At 66.2% G+C, this 17,928-nt stretch carries 23 protein-coding genes; 6 read left to right on the top strand and 17 right to left on the bottom strand.

Features of this window, described 5'->3' with window-relative positions:
- Nucleotides 1–69: 69 nt before the first annotated feature.
- From BM353_RS03250 to BM353_RS03260, 3 genes are all read right to left on the bottom strand, one after another.
- The gene (locus BM353_RS03250; protein WP_143104090.1) at nucleotides 70–969 is read right to left on the bottom strand and encodes a glycosyltransferase family A protein; all 900 of its coding nucleotides are present in this window, start codon (nucleotides 967–969) and stop codon (nucleotides 70–72) included.
- Between the two features lie 75 nt (nucleotides 970–1,044).
- The gene (locus tag BM353_RS03255) at nucleotides 1,045–2,490 is read right to left on the bottom strand and encodes a hypothetical protein (protein WP_092076612.1); all 1,446 of its coding nucleotides are present in this window, start codon (nucleotides 2,488–2,490) and stop codon (nucleotides 1,045–1,047) included.
- Between the two features lie 94 nt (nucleotides 2,491–2,584).
- The gene (locus BM353_RS03260; RefSeq protein ID WP_092076614.1) at nucleotides 2,585–3,571 is read right to left on the bottom strand and encodes a 2-hydroxyacid dehydrogenase; all 987 of its coding nucleotides are present in this window, start codon (nucleotides 3,569–3,571) and stop codon (nucleotides 2,585–2,587) included.
- A gap of 102 nt (nucleotides 3,572–3,673) precedes the next feature.
- On the opposite strand from BM353_RS03260, the gene BM353_RS03265 reads away from it, so the two are divergent.
- Both BM353_RS03265 and BM353_RS03270 read left to right on the top strand, forming a co-directional pair.
- Nucleotides 3,674–4,213 (top strand): SH3 domain-containing protein, encoded by a 540-nt coding sequence (locus BM353_RS03265; protein WP_245759545.1) that lies wholly within the window; start codon nucleotides 3,674–3,676, stop codon nucleotides 4,211–4,213.
- On the top strand, nucleotides 4,197–5,306 hold the full coding sequence (locus BM353_RS03270; protein WP_092076618.1) for an FAD-dependent oxidoreductase: 1,110 nt from the start codon (nucleotides 4,197–4,199) through the stop codon (nucleotides 5,304–5,306). Before BM353_RS03265 ends, BM353_RS03270 begins: the two co-directional genes overlap by 17 nt.
- Before the next feature lie 37 nt (nucleotides 5,307–5,343).
- Here BM353_RS03270 and bfr read toward each other — a convergent pair whose 3' ends face one another.
- The 11 genes from bfr to BM353_RS03325 all read right to left on the bottom strand — a co-directional run bounded on the left by bfr (nucleotide 5,344) and on the right by BM353_RS03325 (nucleotide 13,109).
- The gene (gene bfr, locus BM353_RS03275; protein ID WP_092076620.1) at nucleotides 5,344–5,829 is read right to left on the bottom strand and encodes a bacterioferritin; all 486 of its coding nucleotides are present in this window, start codon (nucleotides 5,827–5,829) and stop codon (nucleotides 5,344–5,346) included.
- Nucleotides 5,804–6,115 carry a (2Fe-2S)-binding protein gene (locus tag BM353_RS03280; RefSeq protein WP_342742201.1) on the bottom strand — a complete coding sequence of 104 codons (312 nt, stop codon included), beginning with the start codon at nucleotides 6,113–6,115 and terminating at the stop codon, nucleotides 5,804–5,806. Before BM353_RS03280 ends, bfr begins: the two co-directional genes overlap by 26 nt.
- Nucleotides 6,116–6,225: 110 nt before the next feature.
- Nucleotides 6,226–7,023, bottom strand: a complete 798-nt coding sequence (locus BM353_RS03285) for an ABC transporter permease (RefSeq protein WP_092076622.1) — start codon at nucleotides 7,021–7,023, stop codon at nucleotides 6,226–6,228.
- Nucleotides 7,020–7,736, bottom strand: coding sequence for an ABC transporter ATP-binding protein (locus tag BM353_RS03290; RefSeq protein ID WP_092076624.1), 717 nt, complete (start codon nucleotides 7,734–7,736; stop codon nucleotides 7,020–7,022). The genes BM353_RS03285 and BM353_RS03290 overlap by 4 nt, the downstream gene beginning before the upstream one ends.
- Entirely contained in the window at nucleotides 7,723–8,364 is a 642-nt protein-coding gene (locus BM353_RS03295; RefSeq protein WP_092077502.1) for an ABC transporter ATP-binding protein, read from the bottom strand. Before BM353_RS03295 ends, BM353_RS03290 begins: the two co-directional genes overlap by 14 nt.
- Nucleotides 8,361–9,110 (bottom strand): ABC transporter permease, encoded by a 750-nt coding sequence (locus tag BM353_RS03300; protein ID WP_092076626.1) that lies wholly within the window; start codon nucleotides 9,108–9,110, stop codon nucleotides 8,361–8,363. The genes BM353_RS03295 and BM353_RS03300 overlap by 4 nt, the downstream gene beginning before the upstream one ends.
- 7 nt (nucleotides 9,111–9,117) lie before the next feature.
- Nucleotides 9,118–10,083: an ABC transporter substrate-binding protein gene (locus tag BM353_RS03305; protein ID WP_092076628.1), complete on the bottom strand. Its 966-nt coding sequence runs from the start codon at nucleotides 10,081–10,083 to the stop codon at nucleotides 9,118–9,120.
- A 96-nt stretch (nucleotides 10,084–10,179) separates the two neighbouring features.
- The gene (locus BM353_RS03310; RefSeq protein WP_092076630.1) at nucleotides 10,180–10,440 is read right to left on the bottom strand and encodes a PepSY domain-containing protein; all 261 of its coding nucleotides are present in this window, start codon (nucleotides 10,438–10,440) and stop codon (nucleotides 10,180–10,182) included.
- A 25-nt stretch (nucleotides 10,441–10,465) separates the two neighbouring features.
- Nucleotides 10,466–10,912, bottom strand: a complete 447-nt coding sequence (locus tag BM353_RS03315) for a cupredoxin domain-containing protein (protein WP_092076632.1) — start codon at nucleotides 10,910–10,912, stop codon at nucleotides 10,466–10,468.
- Nucleotides 10,913–10,945: 33 nt separating this feature from the next.
- Nucleotides 10,946–11,926, bottom strand: a complete 981-nt coding sequence (locus tag BM353_RS03320) for a YVTN family beta-propeller repeat protein (protein ID WP_092076634.1) — start codon at nucleotides 11,924–11,926, stop codon at nucleotides 10,946–10,948.
- A 13-nt stretch (nucleotides 11,927–11,939) separates the two neighbouring features.
- Nucleotides 11,940–13,109: an ABC transporter substrate-binding protein gene (locus BM353_RS03325; protein WP_245759546.1), complete on the bottom strand. Its 1,170-nt coding sequence runs from the start codon at nucleotides 13,107–13,109 to the stop codon at nucleotides 11,940–11,942.
- A gap of 152 nt (nucleotides 13,110–13,261) precedes the next feature.
- On the opposite strand from BM353_RS03325, the gene BM353_RS03330 reads away from it, so the two are divergent.
- The 4 genes from BM353_RS03330 (at nucleotide 13,262) to BM353_RS03345 (ending at nucleotide 16,054) form a co-directional block, all read left to right on the top strand.
- Complete coding sequence (locus BM353_RS03330) at nucleotides 13,262–13,765, top strand: DUF3280 domain-containing protein (RefSeq protein WP_092076636.1); 504 nt, start codon at nucleotides 13,262–13,264, stop codon at nucleotides 13,763–13,765.
- Between the two features lie 9 nt (nucleotides 13,766–13,774).
- Complete coding sequence (locus BM353_RS03335) at nucleotides 13,775–14,314, top strand: SRPBCC family protein (RefSeq protein ID WP_092076637.1); 540 nt, start codon at nucleotides 13,775–13,777, stop codon at nucleotides 14,312–14,314.
- 64 nt (nucleotides 14,315–14,378) lie between these two features.
- Nucleotides 14,379–15,242: a YncE family protein gene (locus tag BM353_RS03340; RefSeq protein ID WP_245759547.1), complete on the top strand. Its 864-nt coding sequence runs from the start codon at nucleotides 14,379–14,381 to the stop codon at nucleotides 15,240–15,242.
- Complete coding sequence (locus BM353_RS03345; RefSeq protein WP_092076641.1) at nucleotides 15,239–16,054, top strand: quinoprotein dehydrogenase-associated SoxYZ-like carrier; 816 nt, start codon at nucleotides 15,239–15,241, stop codon at nucleotides 16,052–16,054. The genes BM353_RS03340 and BM353_RS03345 overlap by 4 nt, the downstream gene beginning before the upstream one ends.
- On the opposite strand, the gene BM353_RS03350 is transcribed toward BM353_RS03345, so the two are convergent.
- The 3 genes from BM353_RS03350 to BM353_RS03360 are packed head-to-tail and all read right to left on the bottom strand — an operon-like array spanning nucleotide 16,048 to nucleotide 17,874.
- Entirely contained in the window at nucleotides 16,048–16,581 is a 534-nt protein-coding gene (locus BM353_RS03350) for a PQQ-dependent catabolism-associated CXXCW motif protein (RefSeq protein ID WP_092076643.1), read from the bottom strand. The two genes, BM353_RS03345 and BM353_RS03350, sit on opposite strands and share 7 nt — an antisense overlap.
- On the bottom strand, nucleotides 16,581–17,423 hold the full coding sequence (locus tag BM353_RS03355; RefSeq protein WP_092076645.1) for a substrate-binding domain-containing protein: 843 nt from the start codon (nucleotides 17,421–17,423) through the stop codon (nucleotides 16,581–16,583). The genes BM353_RS03350 and BM353_RS03355 overlap by 1 nt, the downstream gene beginning before the upstream one ends.
- 16 nt (nucleotides 17,424–17,439) lie before the next feature.
- Complete coding sequence (locus BM353_RS03360) at nucleotides 17,440–17,874, bottom strand: plastocyanin/azurin family copper-binding protein (RefSeq protein WP_092076647.1); 435 nt, start codon at nucleotides 17,872–17,874, stop codon at nucleotides 17,440–17,442.
- Nucleotides 17,875–17,928: the final 54 nt, after the last annotated feature.

Here is a 17,928-nt window from a genome sequence, read left to right on the forward strand (position 1 = left end):
GCACGACATCTCTCGCGCCTGCCCCGTGCGGGGCTGGCGCTCGGGTTGGCGCGTCTGGCGCGGGTTGGATCAGGAACCGGGGTCTGCGGCCATGGGGAAGGCCGCGGCGAAGCGGTCGAGCGCGGCGGTGTCGGTGATCTCGTAGCGGGAGATCAGCCGCGATTTGAAATCGCCCCGCCCGCGCAGTTTGCTGAAATTGTTGCCGTGGTTGGTCATGTAGGTGACGCGCGGCTCGGCCTCTGGTGCGAGCGGCCGGCCCGAGAGGCGGGCGAGATATTCGAACATGCGGTGCTCGTAGCTGACCGCGCCCTGCAGGAACGCCGCGTGGAGCGGATCGCCGGGCAGGAGCGGGAAGGCGGCGCAGGAGCCGCAGAGCTTCCAGAACGCCTTCTGGCGGGGCCGGCGGAGGGAGCGGGGTTCGGCCCGGGCGAGGCGGCGGCCGGAGACATCGTAGAGATAGCCGCTGGTCATGAGGTAGCCCGTCGGGGAGGCGCCGCGCAGCATATCCCTCACGAGGTCGGGGTGGGCCAGATCATCTGCGTCGAAGGGCATGAGATAGCCCGGCCCTCCGCGGGCGCAGGCGGCGTCCACCAGGTGGCGGAGCTTGTCCCATTTGTCGAACCCGTCGTCGTGCTTGATGTAGGGAAGGTGGCGCAGCTGATCCGACCAGGGCAGGTCCGGCGTGTCCTCGCAGCAGATGATGGCCTGCCAGCGCGGATCGGACTGGTGCAGGAGGCTCTCGACCGTATCCCGCAGCCGGGCGACGACCTGCTCCCAATCGGCGATCACGGCGCGACCGACCAGCGGGATGACGAAGGTCACACGGGCTGGCGCCTCAAGACGCGGCGCGGCGCGCAGGGCGAGCGCGGCGGCCTCGGCGCTGTCCAGATCGGAGAGCAGGTCCGGGGCGAGCCGCGCCAGAGCGGGGCGGAGCACCCGTTGCCATTGGCTTACCGTCTTGCGCTGCATCTGTCCCCCTGCCCGTGTTGCGACCGGGGTAGCGCAGCGGCGCGCGCGGGGCCAGCCCCCACACGGCCGCAGGCGTCATTCCGCGTTGAGGTTGAGCGTCTTGCGCAACTCCCGGACGTGGTGGGGCGTGTCGCCCGTATCGGTGCTGAGGCGGCAATCGCAGTTCCAGTAGTTGTTGTGCGTCACCAGCCCCTCGTTCAGGACGGGCAGGTCGCGCACGCCGGAGACGCTCTTGTCGCCGCGATCGAGCGCGAAGGGGCGGGCCACTGGGCCCGAGATCAGATCGCCCTTCACCACAAAGCTGTGCGGCGAGTAAAAATTCGTCCAGCAGGTATAGCCGAAAACCGCGCTGTGGTGGGGGCAACGGGGCGCCTCGGCCTCGTAGCGGTTGCCGACATCGCCGACCACCTGCGAACGATAGGTCCAGTGGCGGAACCCGGTCTTGGCGTCATATTCCAGCACCGGCGGGCAGGAGGGCAGGACGCGGCGCTGTTGCATTTCGCGCAGCTCGGCATGATCGCGGGCGATGAGAAATTCCGAATGGGTGAGCGGCGAGCCCATGGTGATGAAATCGGTGACGGTCCAGGGGTGGCCCTGCTCGTTGAGCTCCTTCTGCGCCTTGCGCTGCTGCGCCTGATAGGCGGCGAGGAAATCCTCCGGCCCCTCGCCCTCCTCCAGCCCGAGCTCGATCCGGACCATCTGTTCGAGCTTGGCCCGCTCCGGCTGCGGCCCGATCTTCTCGGGATCGAAGCTCTTGTTGTAGAGCGCGAAACAGTGGTTGAGGATGTCGAGCGCGACGATGGTGCCGAGCGAATGGGCGGCGACCACGATGCGCTCGTATTCCCCGCTGTCGATCAGCCGCTTGAGCAGACCGACGCCGTTTTCGCGGATCTCCTGTCGCCGGGCGACGTTGGAGGGCGTGGCCATGACATAGCGCGCCACGTCGCCGAACCGGTTGAGCAGGATACTTCGCATCAGCGTGAAGATGACCAGCAGCACCGCCGTCACGATCCAGCCGCCCCAGAACTCGGCGAAGCCGTCATCGACCGGGAGCCAGCCGGCGACCCATTCCTTGAACTGCGGAAAGGCCACCCAGGCGGCGAGAAAGGCCGAGAGCAGCACGATGATCCACAAGAGCACCCAGGCAAGCCGCACCGGGCGCGGCACGCGGGTCATCGGGTTGCGCCACAACAGGCCGAAAAGCCACGGGAAGACGTGTTGCCATTGCGTCCCCTGCATCAGGTGGGCCCAGTAGAATTCGTAGAAATCGGCGCGCCAGTTGTTGCGCGTCCGCTCGGTGGTGATGCGCCGCAGCTCGAAGCTCTCCAGCGCCGGGTCGGGCTTGGACCAGACGGTGTTCTTCTGGCGCGGGCTCTCGCCGGTCTCGGCATCGGGGATCTCGGTCGAGATCAGGTCCATGTCCGAGGACCAGACCGCGTTGACGAAGCTGCGCAAGGTTTGCATGGGCACCTGTTCGCCCATGCCGTGGACGATCAGAACCGCCTGTTTGCGTGTCGGCATGACACCCCCCTCAATCTCATTAAACAATGCGATTGAGGGTACCACAGCTTACCCATGCGTCAACCGCCCGAACGGACAGGCCCCGGCTTTGCCGCTAGAGCATCGACGGGACGACCTGATCCGGAGGGCGGTGGCCATCGGCGAAGGTCTTGATGTTGAGCAGGACCTTCTCGCCCATCTCGATCCGCCCCTCGCGCGTGGCCGAGCCCATGTGCGGCAGCAGCACGACGTTGTTGAGATTGCGCAGGGCGGGGTTGATCTCGGCGCCGCGCTCGAAAACATCGAGCCCCGCCCCGGCGATGCCGCCGTCCTGCAACAGCCGCACCAGCGCGTTTTCGTCGATGACTTCCCCGCGGGAGGTGTTGACGACCACCGCCGTGGGTTTCATCAGCCGCAGGCGCCGCGCGTTGAGCAAATGGAAGGTCGAAGGGGTGTGGGGGCAGTTGACGCTGACGATATCCATGCGGGCGATCATCTGGTCGAGGCTCTCCCAGTAGGTGGCCTCCAGCTCGGTTTCGATCTCGGGGCGCAACCGGCGGCGATTGTGGTAGTGGATCTGCATCCCGAAGGCCTTGGCCCGCCGCGCGACCGCCTGACCGATGCGCCCGAGCCCCAGGATACCGAGCCGGCGCCCGCCGACGCGCCCGCCGAGCAGGGCCGTGGGCGACCAGCCGGACCAGCCGCCGCTTTGCGTCAGCGCGAGCCCTTCGGGGATGCGCCGCGTGACCGCGAGGATGAGCGCCATGGTCATGTCGGCGGTGTCCTCGGTCACGACGCCGGGCGTATTGGAGACGAGAATTCCGCGCTGGCGGGCGGTGGCCACGTCGATATGATCGATCCCCGCGCCGTAATTCGCAATGAGCTTGAGCCGGTCTCCCGCACCGGCGATCATCGCCGCATCGACCCGGTCCGTCAGGGTCGGCACCAACACGTCACAGCCCTTCATCGCCTCGGCCAGTTCCGCCCGGGTCATCGGCGTGTCGTCTTCCCGCAGGGCGACGTCGAAGAGCTCCGACATCCGGGTTTCGACAAGCTCCGGCAAGCGTCGCGTCACGACAACACTCAATCTTTCGGTTGGCATGAAGGCGCTCCCTCGTCTTCCCTTGGCTCCCAGCTTCTGGCACAGTGGCGCAGGATTGTAAGGGGCACAAGAACCCCTCGGCGAAATCCCCGATGAGGCGATATGAGCGGACAGCGGATGCGGGCGCTTTCACGAACAACCTTCGGGCGGGCGGCGCTCGTCCTGCTGGTGTTTGCGCTCGGTCTGGGCCTTGCGCGCGCGGGCGCGGAGGACATCCGCGGCCCGGTGACGAACCTGCCCCTGCCGCGCTTTGTCTCGATCAAGGCGGCGGAGGCGAACGTGCGCCGGGGCCCCTCGCTCACCCACCGGATCGACTGGGTCTTCAAACGGCGCAACCTGCCGGTGGAAATCACCGCCGAACATGGCCACTGGCGGCGCGTGCGCGACCGCGACGGCGCGGGCGGCTGGGTGCATTACGCGCTGCTCTCGGGGGTGCGCTACGTGATCGTCACAAGCGAGATGCTCGACCTGTTGGCCAAACCGGAAGAGGACGCGCGCGTCATGGCCCGGCTCGAAGGCGGCGTGGTGGCGCAGCTTGGCGCCTGCGAGCCCTTCTGGTGCCGCATCGAAGCAGGGGGCTTCAAGGGATGGGCGCCCAAATCCGCGCTCTGGGGCGTCAAGGCGGATGAGATCCGGGAATGATCCCTGCCGCGTCCTGCTCGTGGGCGGGGGGCACTGTCATGCGCTTGTGCTGCGCGCGCTGGCCGATCGGCCACTCGACGGCGCCGAGATCACACTTCTGAACCCCGGGAGGGCGGCGGCCTATTCGGGAATGCTGCCGGGCCATGTGGCCGGGCACTACAGCCGCGCGATGCTCGACATCGACCTTGCCGCGCTGGTCCGCGCCGCGGGGGCGACGCTGGTGATCGGGCGGGCGCTGTCCCTCGATCCTGTGGCGCGGCGGGTGGCGTGCGAAGACGGGATCTCCCTGCCCTTCGACCTCTGCGCGATTGACGTCGGCATCAGCTCGGACATGCCACGCATTCCCGGTTTTGCCGACCACGCCGTGCCGGTCAAACCGCTCGGCCCTTTCGCCGATCGCTGGCGCGACTGGTGCGCTGCGGGCGCGCAGGGGCCGGTGGTCGTGCTCGGGGGCGGGGTGGCCGGGATCGAGCTTGCCCTCGCGATGGGGCATGCCTTGCGCGCCCGGCCCGGCGTGCCGGACGTGACGGTGCTCGACCGCTCGCGCGCGCTTTCGGAGGTCGGTGCGCGCACGCGCGCTCGGCTTCTCGCCGCGCTGGACCGACAGGGCACCCGCTTGCGCGAACACTGCGAGGTCGCGAATATCAGCGCCGAGGCCGTCACATTGACGAGCGGCGAGACGGTCCCCGCGCAGCTCACCATCGGCGCGGCGGGGGCGGCCCCGCAAGACTGGCTCGCCAAGACCGGGCTCGAGCACGAGAACGGCTTTTTGCGCATCGCCCCGACCCTGCAAACCAGCGACCCGCGCATCTTCGCCACCGGCGATTGCGCCGCGATGACCGAAAGCCCGCGCCCCAAGGCCGGAGTCTTCGCCGTGCGCCAGGCGCCCGTCTTGCTGGACAATCTGCGCCGTACCCTCGCGGGGCAGGCCCTCGCGCGCTACCATCCGCAGGCGGATTATCTGAAACTGATTTCCATGGGCGAGCGCCGCGCCATCGGCCAGCGCTTCGGTCTGACGCTGGACGGGGCTTGGGTCTGGCGCTGGAAGGACCGGATCGACCGGCGCTTCATGGCCCGGCTGTCCCCAAAGTGAAACGGCGCGCGCTCCGGCAGGACCGCGCGCACGCCCGTCACTCCGCTTCGTCGGCGGAGGTCGCCTGAAGCAGGCCGTAGCGTTCGGGGCCGATGGCGCCGAGAAGTTCGAGCTGGGTCTCGATGTAATCGATATGCCCTTCCTCGTCCTTGATCAGATCCTCGAACATCTTGCTCGTGGTGAAATCCCCCACACCGTCGCAATATTTCCGCGCCTCGATGTAGAGTGTCCGGGCGTCATGCTCGGCGGCGAGATCGGCTTCCAGCGATTCCTTGAGGTTCTGACCGGTGCGGATCGGATCGAGCTTCTGAAGGTTCGGATGCCCTTCGAGAAAGATGATACGGTCCATGATCTTGTCGGCGTGGTGCATCTCTTCGATGCTCTCCTCGCGCGACTTCGCAGCAATCTTGCCATAGCCCCAGTCCGCCTGAAGGCGATAGTGCAGCCAATATTGATTGATTGCGGTCAGTTCGCTGCGCAATGCGGCATTGAGATACTCAATGACCTTGGCGTCGCCCTTCATGTGACTCTCCATCCTGAATTGTTCGACCGCGGAGGTTTTGCAACTCCAACGGGACTTCAAGATGAGAGCTTTGGCGCATGGTGTCCACAAAAAGTTTCAGGCACCCGCCACAATCGGGTTTCCGCCCGAGGACGCGATAGACCTTCCCCGGGGTAATGATCGTGTCCTGATCCGCGGAGCGCATCCACTCAACCGCGGCGTGAATTTCCTTGTCGGTGATCGAAGTACAGTGACAGATGATCATGTGTACGCCTGCCCGTTCCGCTTCCGGCATTCTTCGTATCATGCGACTCGTCGCTCACATGTCCGAAGTTGAGCAAAAAGCTTGGGAAAGTCAATCCTGACTTTTTCACTTTTCGGCGTCGCGACCGGATCGGGAGGCGTGGAGCAGCCCGTCTAGCCGCTGTGCCGGCGCTTCGCGAGGCCGCGCGCCGGATCGTAACCCCTTACGGCGAGAAGGAAAAACACCGCGAACCCACCGCAGACAACCGCAAGGGCGAGCCCGTTGAACTGGCCGTAGAGGGCGAAACGGATCAACTCGACCGCGTGGGTGAAGGGGTTGAAGGCGCAGATATCACGCAGGAGCGCCGAGCTTTCGGCCATTTTCCACAACGGGTAGAGCGCCGAGGAGAGGAAGAACATCGGGAAGATGACAAAATTCATCACCCCCGCGAAATTCTCCAGCTGCTTGACATAGGATGACAGCAACAGCCCGAGCGCGCCGAGCATCAGCCCGCTGACGATGAGCGCCGGCAGGGCCAGCGCGTAGCCCGCGAGCGGCATGTCGATCCCGAGCGCGGCGGCGATGGCGAGGAAGACGTAGACCTGCAGCAGCGAGACCGCGACCCCGGCGGCAAGCTTGGACAGAAGCAGCCACCAGCGCGGCATCGGCGAGGTCAGCAGGAGCCGCATCGAGCCCATCTCCTGATCGTAGACGAGGCTCAGCGAGGATTGCATCCCGTTGAAGAGCTGGATCATGCCGCACAGGCCCGGGACGATGTAGACCTCGTAGGTGATATAGGTCTGATACGGCGGGATGATCGACAGGCCAAGCGCGGCGCGAAAGCCGGCGGCAAAGACCAAGAGCCAGACAAGCGGGCGCACGAGGGCGGCGAAGAAGCGGCCGCGCTGATTGAGGAAACGCTGCATCTCGCGCGAGATGATCGCGCCCATGACGATGAGATAGGCGCTCATGCCTCGGCCCCCGTCATCGCCATGAAGGCGTCGGTCAGGCTCTGGCCCCCTGCGATGCTGCGGGCGCTGTCCTGCGCCAGAACCTCGCCGCGATGCAGGACCACGACCTCGTCCTCCGGCGTAATCTCATCCACCAGATGCGTGGCCCAGAAGACGGTCAACCCGCCCGTTGCAAGCTCGTGCACGTGGTCGGTGATCGCGCGGCGGCTGGCCGTGTCGAGCCCGACGGTCGGCTCGTCGAGCAGCAGAAGGCGCGGCTGATGGATCAGCGCGCGGGCGATTTCCATCCGCCGCCGGTGCCCGCCGTTGAGGGCGCGGACTTTCTCGTCAGCGCGTTCGCGCATCGACAGCCGGTCCAGCGCTGCGTCGATCCGCGCCTGCGCGTCGCGGCCGGAAATGCCATGCAGCGCCGCGAAATAGCGCATGTTGCGCGTCACGGTCATGTCGAGATCGAGCGTCGGTTGCTGGAAGACGACCCCAATCGCCGCCAGCGCCGCGCGCGGTGCGCGGGCGATGTCATGGCCGGCGATCGTGATGCGGCCCTCGCCGGTCACCAAAAGCCGGGTCATGAGGGCAAAGAGCGTTGATTTGCCTGCGCCATTGGGGCCCAGAAGCGCGCAGAACCGCCCCGGTTCCAGCGAAAAGCTCACCGACTTCAGCGCCTCCTTTTCCCCGTAGGAAAAGCGCACATCGCGGACATCAAGCGCGGTCATGCGGCGGATCGCCCTCCTCCTGTCCCGGCTGCGGATCCAGCCTGACAGTGGCGGGAGCGCCCTGCAACTCGATAATCCGGGTGGCCAATCGCTCGGCCTCGGCGCGGGCGTGGGTGACGAAAATCGCCGCGGGGGCGACATCGGCCAGCAGCGCCTCGGTCAGCGCGAGCATCGTCTCGGCGGTCTCGGCATCGAGCGACACGAAGGGCTCGTCCATGATCAGCAGGTCCGGCTCGCCGGCAAAGGCGCGCGCGAGGGCAAGGCGCCGCTGCTGGCCGAGCGAAAGCTGGCCGGGAAAGAGATCCGCCTTGTCGCCGAGCCCGACCCGGCCGAGCGCCTCGCGCGCGGCGGCCTCGTCCAGCCCGGGATGCACGAGGCACAGGTTCTGCAGCGCGCTGCGCCACGGCAGGAGCGTCGGCTCCTGAAACACGATGGCGCAGCTGCCGGGCCGCTGGACCGTCCCGTCAAAGCGCGTGTCGATCCCGGCGACGATCCGTAGAAGCGTCGATTTACCGATGCCCGACGGGCCAAGGATCGCCAGCGTCTCGCCGGTCTCGACCGAAAAGGAAATCGGCCCGAGCACCTGGGTCTTGCCGAAGGATTTCGCCCTGATGTCGACCGTGATCATGCGCCGCGCCACCGGCGCGCCCGGCGCTCCCATGGCTGAAGGAACAGCCACTCGAAAGCCAGCATCACCGCGATGAAGCTCAGCGCGTAGATCAGCACCATGCCGACGTCGAAGAGCTGAAAATACAGGTGGATCTGAAAGCCGATCCCGTTGGAGCGCCCGAGGAATTCCACCACCAGCACGATCTTCCAGATCACGGCAATGCCCGAACGGGCGGCGGCGGCGATGAAGGGGGCGAGCTGGGGCAGGATGACATGGCGCAGCCGGGCGCCGAGCGGCATCCGGTAGACCTTGGCCATGGCGTCGAGGTCGGGGCTGAGCGCCCGCGCGCCCTCGCGGATCACGGTGGTCACGTTGGGGATCTTGTTGAGCGTCACGGCGATGATCGCGGCGGTCTCGTTGAGGCCGATCCAGAGATAGCACAGCACGATGAGCACCAGCGCGGGCAGGTTGAGAAACACCACGAGCCACGGGTCAAGCCAGAGGTTGACCCGCGCCGACCGGCCCATCAGCAGCCCCAGCACCAGCCCCGTACCCATTGCGAGGGCAAAGGCCCAGAGCACGCGCAGGAGCGTCCGGCCGAGGTGATAGGGCAGCGTGCCCGCGCTCATCTCGGCCAGAAACGGCGCGACGAGCGCGCCCGGTTGCGGCAGGATCTGGGGGTCCGCCGTCAGGGCCGCCGCAACGACCCAGACGAGCAGGAGAGACGCCAGCGAGACCGCAGGAACACCGATGCGGCCCGTCATGCCGGCCTCAGTCGAGCGGGACAAAGAGCCCCTCGGGGAGCGTCGTGGCCTCGCCGACAAGCGCGGCACCGCCAAGATCGGCCATGAGTTCCAGAAGCGCCGCGGCCCCGGCCTCATCGACGCCGCCCGGCTGCGGGATCCCGGCGCGGAAATCGGTACGGAGCGTCTCGAACTGGGCGTCGTTGCCGGCGTTCATGATCGGGCGGATCGCCTCCCAAGCCTCGTCCGAGCTCGCCAGAAGCTCCTTGGCATCGCGGGATGCGCCGTAGAGCGCCTCGGCCATGCCGGGGTTCTCGGCCAGCCAGCTTTCCTTGAGCACATAGCCCAGAAGCGGCGTCTCGGGGTCAAGCCCAAGCGCGACGGTCGCCTCCTCCACGGAGATAAGCTCGCGCATGCCCGCGGCCTTCATCTTGGCAAGGAAATGCCAGAAGTTGATCGCCCCGTCGGTCTCTCCCGACACCCCGCTCTTGAAGATGAGCGGCGGCGCGCCGAAGACCTGTTCGGTGCTTGCGGCGAGATCCATGCCGTATTCCTGTTCGGCAAAGGCGCGCAGGATGAGCCAGCTCTTGTCGACCGGCCCGCCGGCGATGCCGATCTTGCCGCCCTCCAGATCGGTCAGGTCCTTGGCCGTGCTGTCCTTGGGCACCACGACGCCGCCGACAGCCTTGGAATAGGGGATAAAAACATAGTCCTTGCCCGCGGCCCGCTGGCGCGCGACCCAGATCCAGTCGGCGACGGCCACGTCCGCCTCTCCGCCCTCCAGCGCCACGCGCGTCGCGCCGTTGTCGGCGTAGGGCTGGACGACGAGCTCGAAACCATTGTCATGGTCGAAGCCGTTGTCGGTGATGGTTTTCAACTCCCAGTTCACCGTCCCGATCTTGAGAACGGCGGCGCGGATCTGTGGCTGGTCCTGCGCGGCCAGCGGTGTGGCCAGAAGCGCCAGGGCTGTGATGGTGGCTTTCAGAAACGTCATGGGTTTCTCCCCAATGCAAAAAGGTGGCGCGCCCGGACGCATTGGCGCGAGGCGGGCTGGGGGGAAGTGCGAGCGGCCCCCCCGGCCCGGCGCTCATTATTCGGCGCGGCGGCTCACTTCGTTCATCTCGGCATCGAGCTCGATGTCGAACTGGTTGCCACCTTCGCAGATGACATCATCGAGGTCATAGCCGCCCTCGTCGGTCACTTCGATGTCATCGGCGTCCATCTGGCATTTCATCTCCGTGAGCTTGGCCATGATCATCTCGACCTTCTCCTCGGAAACCTCGTGGTGGGCGGCGAAGGCGGCCGAGGCGGCGATGCCGCAGGCGGCGGCGGTTGTAAGCAGTCGTTTCATGTGAATGGTCTCCCTTCACGTTGGGTTACTGGATTTGAAACGTCACCATCTGAGACTCCCCGGTCGAGCCGGGGATCCGCAGCACGTGGGCGCCGGGTTTGATCGCGACGAAAGAGATTTCGGCGGTCCCGGCGGCATCGAATTCGAGACTTTCCACGGCCATGGGCCGGATCTCGATTTGGTTGATCACGATCTCGTTCATCCAGATCGCGCGAAAGAAGGACGGCCCGCTGATCGCCAGCTCGGCCGAGCCATCCGCGGTGATCATGAGCTTGTAGTAGGCGCCCGACTGGAGCGTGTATGTCCCCTCCTCCGAGAGCGGCTGGCCGGAGGCCAGGGTCAGCTCGATCGGCTCGCCCCGGTTGCAACTCGCGAGCAGACCGGCAAAGCCGAGGTTGTCGCAGAGCGGCGCGGCGGAGGCGGCGCCGCCGCCGCTGATGGCAAGGGCGAGGGCGGAAAGCAGGGTTTTCATGGGCTGGTCCTTCTTCGGTGGGTCACTGGCTGGTCAAGCGTCCGGCGCCACGACGACGCCCCACGGCTGTTCGCCGACCTGGATGGACTTGATGGCTTCGAGCTTCTCGACATCGATCACGGTGATGTCGTTGGAATTGCCGTTGGTGGTGAGAAGGTATTTCTCATCCGGTGTGAAATCGAGCTGCCAGACACGCTGGCCGACGATGATGTATTCGAGCACCTCATAGGTTTCCGCATCCACCACCGCGACGCGGTTGGACGGGCCGAGCGCGACGAAAAGCAGCTTGCCGTCCGAGGTCACCTTCGCGCCCACCGGCTGGAGCCATTCGGGCAGCACGCCGGGCACCTCGAAGCTGATCTTGTGGACCAGCGTCGGCGCGCCGTCCTCGGCGATATCCATCACCGAGACCGTGCCGCCGATCTCGGAGGTCACGAACAGCTTGGTGCCGTCGGCGCTGTATTGCGCGTAGCGCGGGCGCTGATCGACCAGCACGTTGTACTTGATCTGGAAGTCCTCGGTGTCGATGAAATGAGCCATGTTCGTCGTCTCCGACGTGTTGACCACGAAGCGCGCGTCGGGGCTGATCCCCATCCCCTCGGGCTCCACGCCGACGGGCACCTCGGCCAGCACCTGATGCGTTTCGGTGTCGACCACGGTCACGAGGTTATCGTCCTCGTTGGCGATGTAGAGCGGGTTGCCATCGGGGTGCAGGATGAAGAGCTCCGGGTCCGGGCCGGAGGGGAGCGTGTGGATTTCCTCGTAGGTGTCGGTGTCGAAGACCCGCACCAGATCGTCATCGGAGGCGCAGACATAGAGCATCGAGCCATCGGGGCTGATGGTGATCCCGCGCGGCCGGTTGCCCGCGGCGAATTCGGTCAGGACTTCCCACGTCTCGCTGTCGAGCACGGTTACCGAGTTGCCCCTCTCGTTGCTCACGAAGACCTTGTTGGCCAGCGCCGGGGCGGCGGTGAGACAAGCGAGACAGACGGTGGCAAGCAGACGTGCGGTCATGGAAGTGTCCTTTCTAGTCAAACGCCGTGCAGGCGCTTTCGGGGGCGTCGAGGCCGAGCGTGTCGAGCGGCGAGACCTGATGCAGGAACCCGTCCTGCGGCGAGACGCTCGCGGTGATGGCGCCGTCATAGAGCAGCACCGGCTGGCGCAACTGGCCGTTCCAGCCACGCATGGTGACCGGCACGCCCTTGAAGGCGGCAAGCTCGAACTCATCGGAGAGCACATAGTCGCGCAGGACGTTCGGATCGGCCGAGCCGGTGCGCGTGACCGCCTCGCCGATCACCCGGAAGGCAAGCCAGGCGTCATAGTCATCCCCGCGCACGCGTCGTCCGGCAAGCTCTTCGAAGCGGGTCTGGAACTGGGTCGCGCCCCAGGCCTCGTGGGCGGGGTGGAAGGTCACGGGCTGGAGCCCGGCGGAGCCAAGCACCGGGCGCGGCGTCCAGAGATGGAACGGCAGGTACGGCGCGAAGACATCGGACGCATCGGCGGCGATGACGATATCATGATCCTTGGCCCGCTGGGTAAAGACGGGCAATTGCCGCTGCACCAGCACATGGCCCGTGTCGGTGCGCCGCGCGCCGCCGGTGTCCTCGAACTCCCGCTCCTCGACGATCCGCGCGCCGAATTTCCGGGCCGCCCGGCGATAGGCCTCGGCAAGCTCTCGGTCGTCGGGGTTGGAGCCATGCACGAGGAACCAGTCGGTCCACTTCTTCCAGATGGCGAATTGGGCGATGGCGTCCGCGCGCATCGCCGTGCTGGGGGTGATGTGGAAGAGATTGGCGCGGCAGTTCTCGCTGCGCAGGTTCGTGTCCCCCGCGCCGATGTTGAGGATGAGCGCATCCTCGCCCGCCCGCTCCACAAGCCGCAGCAAATCCGCGCCATTGGCCAGAACCGCGATGATCGACGCGCCGTCGGCCAGAAGGCCCGCCAGAGCGTCCTCGGCCTCTTCGGGCGTGGTGGCGACGGTGGTCAGCTCATAGGTCTGCCCCATGAATTGCCCGGTGGTCTGGTTGTCACGCGTGGCAAGCTCGGCCCCGGCAAAGCCGCGATCGGCGGGCTTGGCCTCGAGCCGGGAAATCGGCGCCTGCGACGGGTAGTCGACACGCAAAAGCCCGTAGCTGACCTCCACCGCCCCCGCCGCGGCGGCCACACACATCCACACGGCGCCCAAGAGCGCTGCCATTACGTCGTTTCGCAAATTGTCCTCCCAGACACGGCTTTTCGCCCCGCCACGAAACCTTGACTGTTTCGCTCACATACTCGCAGATCGCCCCCCAAACCCAACCAATACTTTTGGCTGATTGCAGCCGGATCGCCAAAGGCTAGGTTTCCATTATGGTTCGTTGGATATCTCTTGCCCTTTGGCTGGCTGCGTCGGTGCCCGCGCTGGCCCAAAGCGATTGGGGCGCGGGAAAATCCGCCGCTTTCCTCGGCATCACCTTCCTCGATACCTCGACCGAAGGCGACTATTTCGGTGAGCGCGCGGATGAGCGCGCGCGAATCGGGCTTCTCGAAGAGACGGTCCGCGAGCGGCTGCGGCAGGAGGGCCTCGCGCTGAGCGATCTTTCGCCCGTGGCCGAGGAACTGGAGCGCACGGTCAATCCGGCCAAATGCTACGGCTGCGATCTGCGGATGGGCCGCAAGCTCGGGGCCGATTTCGTCGTGGTGGGCGAGGTGCAGAAGGTCTCCAACCTCATCTTGTCGATGAACCTCGTGGTACGCGACGCCGAGAGCGGCGCCATGGTGCGCGGGCAATCGGTCGAGATCCGATCGAACACGGATGCCTCCTGGCTGCGGGGCATACGCTACATTCTGAACAACAACATCTTCAAGGAGTGAGGAGGAAAGATGCGACGTTTGGCATATTTGCTGGTGCTTTTGGCGGGGCTTGTCCCGGCGGCGGTGCTCGCCCACGGGCCGACCCGGCAGAAGGTCACCCTGACCACCGAGGTCGCGGCGGCGCCCGAAGAGGTCTGGGCGGTGATCGGTGATTTTCAGGACATGAGCTGGCATCCGGCGGTCCATGCAACAGACGGCGAGGGCGGCAACGAGATCGATGCGACGCGCCTTCTGACGCTCGGCGAGGCCGGCGGGCCGACGATCGACGAGGTGCTCTACAAGTACAGCGCCGAGAAGATGAGCTATTCCTACCGGATCAACGCGGTCGAGGTCGATGTGCTGCCGGTGACCAACTATTCCTCGCATCTGACGGTCAAGCCGGTCGATGGCGGCGGCTCGCTGATCGAATGGCGCGGCGCCTTCTACCGCGGCTATCCCAACAACGACCCGCCCGAGCATCTCAACGACGAAGCCGCAATCGCCGCGGTCTCGGCGGTCTATCAGCAGGGGCTCGATGCCCTGGCCGCCCGGTTTGGCGCGAGCAACTGACCTCCTCGCCGTTTTGCTGGCGCTGACCCCTGCCGCACCCGCTGCGGCAGGGGATTTTGCCTTCGTGACCAACCAGAATAGCAGCGAGCTGAGCGTCATTGACCTTGAGGCGCGCCGCGAGTTGCGCCGGGTCCCCGTGCCGGGCAACCCGGCGGGCGTCGCCGTTGGCGCGGGCGGCGCGGTTTACACCGTCTCGCCCGAGAGCAAGACCGTCCGGCGCTTCGACGCCGGGGCCCTCGCGGCCGAGACGGTGCTGGACGGCGGGCCCATCGGCATCGCGGTCGATGGTCACACCGACCGGGTCTTCGTCTCCGACTGGTACAACGCGCGGATCTGGGTGCTGGACGGCGAGAGCCTCGCGCTGGAAGCCACGCTGGAGACGGGCAGCGCGCCCGCCGGCCTCGCCATCCATGGCCGCCGCCTCGCAGCGGCGGATCGCGATGCCAACCAGGTCTCGTTTTTCGATATCGACAGTCTCGCCCCCCTTGGTGCCGCCTTGGTGGGCGAGCGGCCCTTCGGCATCGGCTTCGCCCCGGACGGGGTCCTCTGGGCCTGCAACGTGGGCAGCGATGACGTGACCCTGATCGATCCCGAGACCCTCAGGGCGCTTGCCACGGTGCCCGTGGGCGACCGGCCCTATGGCGTTGCCTTCGCCGCCGGGCGCGCCTTCGTTTCGAACCAGTATGCCGATACGGTCAGCGTGATCGACCTAGAAACCCGCGCGCCCATCGCTGTGCTCGATGTCGGCGAATACCCTGAGGGGATCGACGTGACCCGAGACAAGCGCACCGTGGTTGTGGCAAACTGGTTTTCCAACAGCATCAGCCTGATCGACGCTGCCGGGCTGGAGGTGGTGGGCGAGATCGACACCGGCGACGGCCCGCGCGCCTTTGGCAAATTCGTGACCACCGGGGAGGGATGGGAATGAAGATCGTGACCTTGGCCGGGGCGGCGCTGCTCTGCCTCGCCACGCCGCTCGGCGCAGAGACCGAGCCAAGCTGGACCTACATCGCCCATGACCTTTACGGCACGCGCGCGCTTCAGGACGGCGCGCATCTCATCAGCATCGACACCCCCTACCGCACGCAGGATGACGCGCGCACGCGCGTCGCCGCGCAGGTGGTCGCGCCGGAGGGGCTGAAACTGGGAAAGGTGTCGGTCATCCTCGATGAAAACCCGATGCCGGTCTCGGCGGTGTTTTCGCTCGATGTGCCGCAGGAGCGGCTCTTTTTCGACGTGACCTTGCGGTTCAACGGCGGCACGCCGCTGCACGTTGTGGCCGAGACGACCGACGGGCAGCTTTTTGTCGCCGAAACCTTCGTCAAGACCTCGGGCAAGGGCGCCTGTGCCGCGCCGCCGGGGACCGATCCGATTGAGGCGATGGCAACGCTCGGGAACATGGATCTGTCGCTCTCGCCGCTGACTGACGGGTCCGCCGCCGGGCGCCTCGCCGCGCTCTCGGCCCGGCAGCGGCAACTGGATGTGGATATCTCCCACCCCAGCCATTCGGGCATGCAGATGGATCAGATCTCGCTGCTCTTCATCCCGATGCGCTATGTCGAGACGCTTGAAATCGACCTCGATGGCGCCGGCTATGTGGATGTGACCGGGAGCATTTCGCTCAGCGAAAACCCCGCGCTGTCGCTCTCCGTTCCCGCGCAGACCGAGCGCGCCGATGTCACGATGATCGACACCGACGGCACGCGCACGACCGCGACGACGCGCCGCGCCGGTTACTGATCGAAGGGCTCGAGCGGCTCTGTGGGGAAGTCGTGGAAGCTCCACGCGTCGGTCCCGCCGGGGAACCAGTAGACCGTATCGTAGCCGTAGGCGCGGGCCCGTTTCGCCGCGTTCCATGACATCCAGCAGTCTTCGAGGCAGAAGATCAGGACCGGGTGTGACAGCGCGCCGCCGGTCACAGCAGCCAATCCGGCCTTGAAATAGGCGTGGGTCTCATCGGCCAGCGCGCCATAGCCCACGTTTGGAAGCCAGATCGCGCCGGGGATCGACTGGCGGGGTTTCTCGCGCCAGATCGTCCCTTCGGGCAGGTTCGCCGGTTTGGGTGCGCGAGGCAGAACGTCGATGAAAGCCACCTCTCCCGAGCGCCAGAGCTCATGGGCCGCTGGCGCATCGACAACCACCGCGCCCGCGAGCGTCGCGGGGACCGGGGCGCGGTAGGCCTCCATCCGGAACGCGTCCGGCTCGGGCACCTGCGCGAGAAGCGCGACAGGCCAGCAGCACACAAGCGCCGCCGCCAGCCAGCGCATCAGTTCTGCGCGCCCAAGAGGCTTGTCCCCATGTCCGACAGGAGCGGGACGCCCGCCTCGCGCAGGATCTCGTTGATCTCACCCTGATTGCGGCGGATGAGCGAGTTGAGCTTGCGCTGCCAGACCTTTTCGCCCGTGCGCACGCCCATGGTGATCCGAAAGAACAGCCGCGGCGGCTGGGTTTCCTCGATCAGCGGCGTAACCTTGAAGCCGGGGTAGTCGGCCTTGACCAGCGGCCCGCCAATCGGCCCCCAGAGGATGGCCGCGTCGATCTCGCCGGTCTGCAGATCATCGAGCATGTCGAGCGCGGGGGATTCGACCCGCCGATCGACGAAGAGGTTGTAGGCCTTGGCCTTGCCGATCAGCCCGTTGCGCGCCATGTGCGTCGCCGGCGGGCTACCCGCGACGATGCCGATCCGAAGCCCCTGAAGCGCCGGGTCCGACAGCGTCGTGATCCCGGCAAGCGGGCCGTCTTCGGGCACGATCAGCGCGTAGGACGAGGTGAAATAATGGTTGGTGTTGAGCACCAGCTCATGGCCCTGCGCGTAGCCGATCACCACGTCGCAGCGGTTCTCGCGCAGGGTGCGGCGGATGAACCCGGTGGCCATGGGAAACCAGGTGTATTCCAGCGGCAGGTCGAGCTTTTCGGCAAAGAGCTCGGCGATGCGGTTCTCGTAGCCCCCCGCGCCATCGTCGGAGAGCGGGTAATTGGCCGGATCGGCACAAACGCGGAAGGCCGTCTTGGACACCAGATCGGAGGTCTGGGCCACCGCGGGCGCCGGTAGGAGAAGCGACGCGGCCACTGCCAGCGCCGCTCCGATGCCGATCACATCACGGATCATCTGATCACCGGCCGGATCACGATTCCGGTGCGCCGATCATGCCGTTTTTCTCCATGTCGACCCGCAGCTTCTTCAAAAGCCCGCGCGCCGGGAGATATTCCTTCTGCTCTTCGGTCACCGCCATGTAGCTGTCGATGATCTCGCCGGGGTTTTCCGGCTCGCCGACAACGATGAACCCGCCCATGCGGTTGCCCCAGTGCGGCGTGCATTTGTAGGAGACGATCCCCACTGTATCGAAGGTGACGGTGATGTTGTCGCCCAACTCCGACATGATCTTTTCCTGCCCCTCGGGCACCATCGGATCAAGCGTCTCGACATTGTGGCTCGGCATCCGCTCGAAGCTGACGGTGTCGCCCGGCTGGATGTAGAGGAACATCGGGTCGAATTTGACGCCCTTGGCCTGGATTACGTGGTTTTCGGCGACGGCGGCCGTGCCGAGCGCGAAGGTCATGGCCGTAGCAACAGCAACCTGAGATACGCGGCGAGGGAATTCGAATTTCATACC

It is taken from the genome of Poseidonocella sedimentorum, from assembly GCF_900116005.1.
Lineage (GTDB): Bacteria > Pseudomonadota > Alphaproteobacteria > Rhodobacterales > Rhodobacteraceae > Poseidonocella > Poseidonocella sedimentorum.